This is a genomic window from Synechococcus sp. CCY9202, from assembly GCF_034931685.1.
Taxonomy (GTDB): domain Bacteria; phylum Cyanobacteriota; class Cyanobacteriia; order PCC-6307; family Cyanobiaceae; genus CBW1002.
The window spans coordinates 1-8320 of sequence record NZ_JAYGID010000104.1 but is presented as its reverse complement, the minus strand read 5'-3'; the positions used below and the strand labels follow the sequence as shown (position 1 = coordinate 8320).

At 62.8% G+C, this 8320-nt stretch carries 7 protein-coding genes and 1 pseudogene; 1 reads left to right on the top strand and 7 read right to left on the bottom strand.

Going from position 1 to position 8320, the window contains the following annotated elements:
• Positions 1-31 precede the first annotated feature (31 nt).
• The 3 genes and pseudogenes from VB777_RS13570 to VB777_RS13560 form a co-directional block, all read right to left on the bottom strand.
• Positions 32-901: pseudogene (locus VB777_RS13570) on the bottom strand (recombinase family protein); the annotation flags it as partial.
• Positions 798-2369: a carboxypeptidase M32 gene (locus VB777_RS13565; RefSeq protein ID WP_323249566.1), complete on the bottom strand. Its 1572-nt coding sequence runs from the start codon at positions 2367-2369 to the stop codon at positions 798-800. The gene VB777_RS13565 and the pseudogene VB777_RS13570, both read right to left, overlap by 104 nt.
• Before the next feature lie 78 nt (positions 2370-2447).
• Positions 2448-2675: a high light inducible protein gene (locus VB777_RS13560; protein ID WP_231597995.1), complete on the bottom strand. Its 228-nt coding sequence runs from the start codon at positions 2673-2675 to the stop codon at positions 2448-2450.
• A 498-nt stretch (positions 2676-3173) separates the two neighbouring features.
• On the opposite strand from VB777_RS13560, the gene VB777_RS13555 reads away from it, so the two are divergent.
• Entirely contained in the window at positions 3174-4511 is a 1338-nt protein-coding gene (locus VB777_RS13555; RefSeq protein ID WP_323249564.1) for a carbohydrate porin, read from the top strand.
• A 12-nt stretch (positions 4512-4523) separates the two neighbouring features.
• Here the strand turns inward: VB777_RS13555 and gltS are convergent, their stop codons facing one another.
• From gltS to VB777_RS13535, 4 genes are all read right to left on the bottom strand, one after another.
• Positions 4524-5717, bottom strand: coding sequence for a sodium/glutamate symporter (gltS, locus tag VB777_RS13550; protein WP_322758459.1), 1194 nt, complete (start codon positions 5715-5717; stop codon positions 4524-4526).
• Between the two features lie 46 nt (positions 5718-5763).
• The gene (locus VB777_RS13545) at positions 5764-6261 is read right to left on the bottom strand and encodes a hypothetical protein (RefSeq protein WP_323249561.1); all 498 of its coding nucleotides are present in this window, start codon (positions 6259-6261) and stop codon (positions 5764-5766) included.
• A 48-nt stretch (positions 6262-6309) separates the two neighbouring features.
• Positions 6310-7290 carry a glutaminase A gene (gene glsA, locus VB777_RS13540; RefSeq protein WP_322758457.1) on the bottom strand — a complete coding sequence of 327 codons (981 nt, stop codon included), beginning with the start codon at positions 7288-7290 and terminating at the stop codon, positions 6310-6312.
• 69 nt (positions 7291-7359) lie between these two features.
• Complete coding sequence (locus tag VB777_RS13535; RefSeq protein ID WP_323249558.1) at positions 7360-8121, bottom strand: 20S proteasome subunit A/B; 762 nt, start codon at positions 8119-8121, stop codon at positions 7360-7362.
• Positions 8122-8320: the final 199 nt, after the last annotated feature.

The following is an 8320-nucleotide window of genomic DNA, read 5'->3' as shown; positions in this document are numbered from 1 at the left end:
AGGGAAACGGGCCTGCCCACCCCTTGCAACGTCAGCTGTGGAGCCGATCGACTGAGGTGCGCGGCCCACCCCGGCTACGCCGGGGTGGGAATGCCGGGGGATTTACACCACTGCAGGGGACGCAGGCGCGGGTGCCGCATTCCTCGCAGACACACAGACCTGTGAGGAGGCGGGGTTTGACCTGGACGTTGTGCCCCCACATCGTCCGGTTCAACTCGGCGATGCGCTCAAACTCCGCAAATTCACCATGGGAGAGCAAGGGCTCATGGCGATCCCAGAGGACCTTCTCAAAGCGGTGGTTGGGTTTCTGGTGGTAAGCGATCCCACCGCGGATGGTGGGATTGAGCAGCCAGCTGCGTACAGCTCTGCAGCTGCTCAGTGGAGTGGGTTCCTCAAACTCCCTGACGGCCGTTGACATGCGCCAGTTGAGAGAGCGCAGCAGTGCCAGAAACCGCTGGGCGCGGGGGAACTCCACGGGATCGGGTTCCAACCGCTTGCGGTCACTCGTCAGGCGGTAGCCCCAGCAGGGCTTGCGCATTGGCTTGCCCATGGCCCGGCCTGCCTCCAATCCGCTGCGTACCCGCCGAGAGAGCCGCATGGATTCTCCTTCGCTGAGGCTGCCTTTGAGGCGGGTGAGCAGGAGGTCCTCCGGCGTCGCCATGGTGAGGATGCCGTCGTCAAGGGTGCGGCAGGTCACGCCCTTGGCATCGCAAAGCTTGACGAAGTCGTCGGACTCCCGGGAGTCCCGACCGAGGCGTGAGAACTGGGTGGCGACGACCTCCGCCACCACGCCCGCATCAATCAGCTGCCGAAGCGACTGGTACTGAGCCCTGAGGGGATTGCGACCGGTCTCGACGTCGGTGAGCACCATGTCGCAGTCTTCTGCCTTGACTCGCACCCCTTGCGCGTCGAGGGCAGAGAGCTGCTCCCCGGACGAGGTCGAGACCCGCAGGTATCCGACGCGGAGCAGGCTGCCCCCCAACAGACGGCGCATGGCCTCTGGGGTGAGCAGATCCGCGATATCCGCTGACAGCGCCCGCACCGAGCCCTCTCTGTACGTCCCACGAACAGTATGTCCCCATACACTGAGCTTCGGCCCAGTGAATGTCCTGAAGGCACCCCTGGGCGTCGTTGGGTGGCTGGATTCCGAGCAGGTCGCGCATGCGGCGGTTCCACTGCTCCGGCAGGTCCTCGACCGGCATCCCCTGCTCCAGCAAGGCCAGTTCCAGCTCAAAGCGCATCACGATGTGCAGGGCGTAGCTGAGTTCATCGGCCTCGACCCGGATCAGGCCCGGCCGCAGTGGGTTGAGGGAGCGCCAGAAGCCGGCGGCGCCTCCCCAGGGATCAGCCCCCAGACCGTCGCGGAAGCGAGGATGCCAGCGGTTGGCAAAGGCGCGGCTGCGGGCCACCCGGCACTCCCAGAACAATGACTGGGATTCATGCACACCCATGGAGGTGGCTTCTCCCAGGGGCCAGGGAAAGAAATGGTCGTCGGACTGAGGCAGGCCCTGCTCATAGAGGGAGTGGCCCCACTCGTGGGCAGTGGCCAGAAAGGCTGAAAGCGGCTGGCCAGGCACCACCCGGGTGGTGATGCGGAAGTCCTGGGGGCCAACCGTGCAGGAAAAGGGGTGGGCGGAACGGGAGCGCTGGCAGCGGCTGGGGTCATAGCCCCAGTCGTCGAGCAGCGCCGCGCAGAGACTCTCCTGCAGGCCCTCGGGCAGGTCGGCAGTGGGCACTGCTGCACTGGCAGCTGCTGTGGTGGAAGCCGCTGTGTTTGCAGCAGAGGTGACCTGGTCCAGCAAAGCCGGAAGCTCGGCCTTCAGGGGGGCAAACAATGCCTCCAGCCTCGCCACGCTGATATCCGGCTCAAAGGGCTGGGCCAGGATCTCCCAGGGGCTGCGGAGCACCGGTTCGGCGTCGGCCAGCTGGCTGGCCTGCTCACGCCGCAGCCGGATCAACGTGGTCAGGGCCGGCGCGAAGGCGCCGAAGTCGTTGCGCGCCCGGGCGTCCTGCCAGACCGCATTGCCGCGTGACTGGGCCATGGCCAGGGCGGCCACTAGTTCTGGGTCGAGGCAGCGCTGACGCTCCTGCTCCAGCCGCAGCAACTGCAGATTGCGACGCCGCTGCGGCGGAGCTTCAGGATCGAGCTCGGCCTCAGCCGCCGCCACCAGATCGGCCAGCTCATCGCTGCTCTGGCGCTCGTGCAGCTGGCCGGCCAGCAGGGCCAGCTGTTCCCCTCGCCAGGCGGCCCCAGCCGCTGGCATCACCGTGTTCTGGTCGTAGTAGAGGGCACTGCTGATCGAGCCCAGCAGCCGGGTCTGGTGCAGATGGCTGCGCAGGCGTTCAAGGGTCGAACCCGAGGGGGCCATGAAGACGGACCACTGCTGGAGGCCAGCATGGCGCCGGCCTGGTTCTGCAGTCTGGCGGGCCGATGGGGCCGCAGCTGATCATCCGTGCTGCAGCAAGGCACCCAAGCCAAGCTGCTGCAGGATTCCCTGGCCGGAGAGGGCCTCAATGGCCAGGCCGATCACGAAACCAAGCATGGCAAGGCGACCATTCAGGAGTTCGGCACGGCTGTGGAAACCCCAGCCACTGTGACTGGCTGCGCTGGCGAGATACATGCGTGGTTCAATGACCCGCGGATCGAGGAGCTGGGGCTCCTGAGAATCCCACATCCCGCCTTCTGATTCGGCATAGTTTTTGACGTGGACCTGTGCTGCGGTTTTTGTTGAAGCCGACATGACGATGAGTCCTGCGAGTGAAGTCTGTAAGTGTCCTGAAGAAGGAACGCGTGCTGGAAAACAACCATGGCGTCCAGGCCCATGGAAGTAGCAAGAACTATGTTGCGCTTCGACGATGCCCTGATCAATGACTGTCAGGGGCTCCTCTTCATGACAACACCGTAAAGCCAGAATGACGTTTTCAACCTTTTCCAGGCTGTGTGGTCAGGTGAAGGGCGGTTTCCCCTGCCCCCTCTGATCCGCAGGATGGGGCACATCAGCGCGCTGGAGAGTGAAACCCGTACCCGATGTCGACCTGTGCGGTGATCGACACGATGCCGGTCACAACCCTGTCAAAGGCTGGAGAACGAACCGACATGGCATGCAGACGGGGTTGCCAACAGCATGAGGTCCATCCAGCCCTGGTTTCGGTGCTGCGCGGTGGCCTGGATGGTGAGTGCAACAGCCCCCCTGCTCGCCCAGGACATCCCGATTGAGGCGCCCCAGCCAGCCACCGAAGACATCGAGACGATGAAGGAGGTCGAGAAACTGGAAGCCCTCCATTTCGCGCCCACCACAACGGTGCAACTGCAGATCAATGGCGCCTTGGGGGCACTGCACTACACCGGCAGCGCAATCGAGACCTCCAGCAACACGGCAGCGGGAGCTCCCCTGCTCAATGGTCTCAGCTTCAACCACGAGACGAGGCTGACGATCGACACCAGCGTCACCGGCCAGGATCTGCTGCGGATCCGCTTCCGCGCTGGCAACTTCGCCCGATCCGGCTTTGTCTCCAACGCTCCCACACCACTGTCGCGGCTGGATTTCGCCTTCCAGGAGCCTGGCTGCACCGCGGAAGAAGGAAACTGCGCGGTGCAACAGATCAGCATCAACAGGGCCTACCTGCAGATCCCCCTCACTCCCGAGATCCGCTTCAGCTTCGGTGCGCGGATCATGCAACTCGACATGCTGCCCGTGTGGCCGAGCGTTTACAACCAGTCCCCCATTCTCGACCTGTTCCAGTACGCCGGAGCACCGGGTGCCTACAGCAAGCGGCTCGGCGGAGGCTTCGGTGCCTGGTGGCAGCCCAAGGGCTCGCTGCAGGGTCTCAGCCTCGGCTTTGCGTACGTCGCCGGCCGAGCCGGCAGCTCTGCCCAGGGCGGCGGCCTGTTCTCGGCGAACTCCGGCCAGACCAGCACCATCCAACTGGCCCTGACCCGACCCCAATGGAACATCACCGGGGCCTACACCCTCAGCGGCGCCCAGGTGAGGCTGAGGGGGACACCTCTGGCCAGCCAGCTGGCCGAAGAGTCCAGCCAGGGAAGCCTCGGCTCCTGGTCCGTGGCGGGCTACTGGCAACCCCGCTCCTCCGGCTGGCTGCCTTCGATCAGTGTGGGCTGGGGCCACGACAGCTTCCGTTTCGGTCGCACTCCCGTAGCCGATGGATCCAGCATCCGTACAAGGTCCTGGTATGCCGGTCTGGTCTGGAGCGATGTGCTGGGCCAGGGCAACAGCCTGGGATTCGCCGTGGGGTCCCCAGCCCATGTGACGGCCATCCAGGCCCCCGGGCTGAGCTCCATCAACGACGGCGGCCTCGCCTACGAGCTCTCCTACAGGATCGAGGTCAGTGACCGTCTCACCCTGACGCCAGCGGTCTTCTGGCTGAGCCGCCCTCGCGGCGCCATGACCACGACGTTGGATCTCTCCGAGGCGCTTCTGTCCCCAACTCCATCCGGCAACCCCAGCCTTGGCGTCTGGGCCGGAGTGATCCGAACGACGCTGCGCTTCTGACTGCGTGTGTGATCAACCGAACCAATTCAGAAAGCGCTGAATCACCACGGCGTTGCTGATGTCCACGAAGAAGCCAGACACCAGCGGCACCACAATGAAGGCCCTGTGGGCCGGTCCGTACCGCTGAGCCACCGCCGACATGTTGGCCATTGCTGTGGGGGTCGCACCCAGGGAGCTCCCGCCGAAGCCGGCGCAGATCACAGCGGCTTCGTAGTCACCCCCCATCACCTTGAACACCACGAACAAGGCGAACAGGAAGGTGAGCACAAACTGCGCGGCCAGAATGGCCAGGATCGGGCCAGCCAGGGAGGCGATCGTCCAGAGCTGCAGGCTCATCAGCGACATCGTCAGAAAGATGCCCAGGGAAATATCCGAGACAATGGCCAGGGAACGGGGCGGCGCCAGACAACGGATCGGTAGCAGCCGCGGCACGGTGTTGGTGAGGAAGATCGCCGCGAACAGGGTGCAGACGAACAGGGGCAGGTTGCTGCCGGCGGCCTTGAGGGCTTCGTGCAGCAGCTCACCAAGACCCAGGCTGACATTGAGCCAGAAGAGGGTTCGCAGCAGCGTGAAATAGGTCACCTCCTCCTGCTCACTCCCGGATCTGCGACTGGTCTCTGGATCCATGGCCTGAGCAGGCTTCAGCTGTTGACCCAGAATCAGAATGCGGGCGATCGGTCCTCCCATCAGGGAGGCCAGCACCAGGCCGAAGGTGGCGCAGGCAATGGCGATTTCCAGGGCATTGCTGATGCCATGGGCTTCGGCGAAGCGCGGCGCCCAGGCGATGGCCGTGCCATGGCCACCGAGCAGGGACACGGACCCGCCCAGCAACCCCACGAGTGGATCCAATCCCAGCAGCACTGCCATGCCGACCCCGGTGAGATTCTGAAGAACCATGAAAACCACCGTGGAGGCGATCAGGATCAACAGAGGCCAACCACCGGCAAGCAGGGTCTTGATATCGGCATTGAGGCCAATCGCCGCAAAGAAGTAGAGCAGCAGAAAATCACGTGTCATCAGATTGAAGCTGATCTCCATCCCGTTAATGGAATGGATCAGCGCCAGCAAGATGCAGACCAGCAAACCACTGGTGACCGGCTCGGGAATATTGAACTCACGAAGAAAGGAAATCTTTCGATTCAGCCATCGACCAAGCGCCAACACCACGATGGCGATATTGAACGTGGCGAAGCTCTCAAACTGCATGGAGGGTCATATGCAGGACAAGGGAACGATCAGACCTGAGGGAGCATCATTCGCACCCCTGAACGGAGATGCGATAGCTGAAACCAATCGCCGCTGGCCTGCTGCTGGAGCCGACCCGGAAGTTCATCAGATTGGTCCGCTTACCAGGAACGGCCTTGAATGGACCGAACTTGCGGCCCGCCCCTGGTTCGAAGGTCGGTGTTTCGTTCACCACCTGCAGGCTGGTGCCATCGGTGAAGCGCATGAACGCGGAAATCGGGAAGGTGGCCCGCTCCGAGGACGCCGATGTGAAGAAGAACTGGTAAGTACGAAACGGCCGATCCACGATGAAGTCGGTGTTCCAGTTGGTGTTGCCCAGCAGGCGATCCGGGCCGATCCGCTTGGAGACGACGGGATCACCACTGCCACCCAGTGGCATCAGAAAGCTGCAGCTGGCCTTGGCGCTGGCGACGCCTAATCCAGCAGTCGCCAGGGCAGCCAACAGAAGCGGCTGGATCAGACGAATCGAAATCATTGTCAGAAGGGCACTTCCAGAACGCAGCATGACAGCCCACTCCGCGTTGGGCATGGACAAATCCACTACAGCGCCCCCTTATCCTTCCGGCCTGGAAGCAAAGAGGTTTAGTCCCAGTGCTTCCGAGAGGAACCTGGCGGTGAGTTGACCGCGCACGCTGTTACCCGCCTCATCCAGAGGCGCTGAATACGTGGCCAGCCCACCTTTTCCGGGTGCCACGGTGATCATGCCGCCCGCCACCCCGCTCTTGCCGGGGAGCCCGGTGGCATAGAGCCAGTCGCCAGAGGTTTCGTAGAGCCCGGCGGTGACCATCACCGCCAGCACATGCTGGCAGTGGACCGCATCGATCACCTGCTCGCCCGTGACGGGCTGGCGACCACCGTTGGCCAGGGTCGCCGCCATCACCGCCAGGTCTGAGGCCGTCACGCTGAGGGAACACTGGCGGGTGTAGAGGTCAGTGGCTTCTTCGGGATCCCACCAGATGCGGTCGTGATCACTGAGCAGGGTGGCGATGCCGGCATTGCGCCGATTCGAGGCCAGCTCCGATTCGCAGACGACCTGATCGATCTCGAGGCGTCGACCTGCAAAACGGGAGAAGCCGTCCTGAATGAAGGCCCACTTGTCCTCCATGGTGGCGCCAGGAGCCAGACTAGTGGCAGCGATCGCCCCAGCATTCACCATCGGATTGGAGAGACCTTCACCACTGCGCTCCACAGCCAGGACAGAATTGAATGGCAGGCCGGTACTGTTCACCCCAAGCTTCTCGCGGGCAGCAGCCTCACCAATCGCCTGGCAGATCAAAGCAAACAGGAATGGCTTCGAGATGCTCTGAATACTGAAGGCCAGCCGAGCCTCGCCCGCTTCGAACAACGCGCCTCCACTGCTGGATACGCAGAGGCCGAAATGTTCGGGAGTCGCCGCTGCCAGGGCGGGAATGTAATCGGCGACCCGGCCATCCAGCACGGGAGAGAATCGCCGATGGGCCTCCGCCACCAGATCCTCCACCACCTCTGCGGTGGGTAAGTGGCCGGTGGACACCCATTCGGATACGGACCTCATGGTGGGCAGGCGGGGTGGGAGGGGGGTGAAGGCGCGAGGGGTGCGGGGTGAGGGGATACCTCGGCCGGATCAAGCCGGCGCTGATTGCTCCCAGGCGAAATGGGGCAACCGATAGAGCGCCTCCCGCTGGGCGCTGCTCCAAGTCTCGAACATGGCGGAAAGCTCGGGGGCATCGGCCTCAAACTTGATCTGGTGCGCAATCGCCAGCGAGTTGCGCGGCACGATGGCCAGCTCAAAAGGGGGGCCCACGGTGAGATTGGAGCGCTGGGTGAGCACCTCCGAAATCAGGCAGAGGCGTGCAGCATCCTCAAGCGAAAGATTGGTGTGACCAACATTGTCAAGCGGTGGCTTGCCATATTTGGTTTCACCGATCTGCAGGTAGGGCGTCTCGCGGGTCGCCATCACCGCGTTTCCCTGGGGATAGATCATAGAAAGACCGTGAGACTCACCGCCAATCTGCCCACCCAGGATGAAGGAGGCGCCAACATCGGCACCAATCTCCTTCAAAGCCGGACCATCCTGCCGTTGCACAGCCAAACTTACACGACCTATATAGGCGGCCGCCTCGAAAAGATACTCGCACGTCCTCAGATTTTTCCCGCCTTCCTGGCCATCATCACTAGCCCGATCCAGATCCCTCCGAATCCAATTCAGCACAGCCTGGGTCGTTGCTAGATTTCCAGCCGCCAAAAGAACAAATAGCCGATCTGACGCCGGCTGAAACACATGCATCTTGCTATAGGTTGAGATGTAGTCTACGCCTGCATTTGTACGGGAGTCAGAGGCAAGGACCAGCCCCTTCTCAAGCCAATAACCAATGCAATAGGTCACTTGAGCCAAGCCAGGGATGTACTGGCGAAATCCTAGGATCCGCGGCCGCGTCCCTTTGCGTGGTGTAAAACTCGGGGCCCGAATGCCCTGATCAGAGGGTGAACAGGGTGGAATGACGGGCTGTCATTCCGGAGGTGCAGATGCGCCTCTTGCAGCCACGATGAATCGAGACGATTGACTTGTCAAGTCTTTCGTCTGA

What these genes read in the sequence shown, in the direction of transcription:
- VB777_RS13545 (WP_323249561.1), bottom strand. Translation starts at nt 6,261, where the DNA reads ATGCTGCGTTCTGGAAGTGCCCTTCTGACAATGATTTCGATTCGTCTG.
- glsA (WP_322758457.1), bottom strand. Translation starts at nt 7,290, where the DNA reads ATGAGGTCCGTATCCGAATGGGTGTCCACCGGCCACTTACCCACCGCA.
- VB777_RS13560 (WP_231597995.1), bottom strand. Translation starts at nt 2,675, where the DNA reads ATGTGGGATTCTCAGGAGCCCCAGCTCCTCGATCCGCGGGTCATTGAA.
- VB777_RS13565 (WP_323249566.1), bottom strand. Translation starts at nt 2,369, where the DNA reads ATGGCCCCCTCGGGTTCGACCCTTGAACGCCTGCGCAGCCATCTGCAC.
- gltS (WP_322758459.1), bottom strand. Translation starts at nt 5,717, where the DNA reads ATGCAGTTTGAGAGCTTCGCCACGTTCAATATCGCCATCGTGGTGTTG.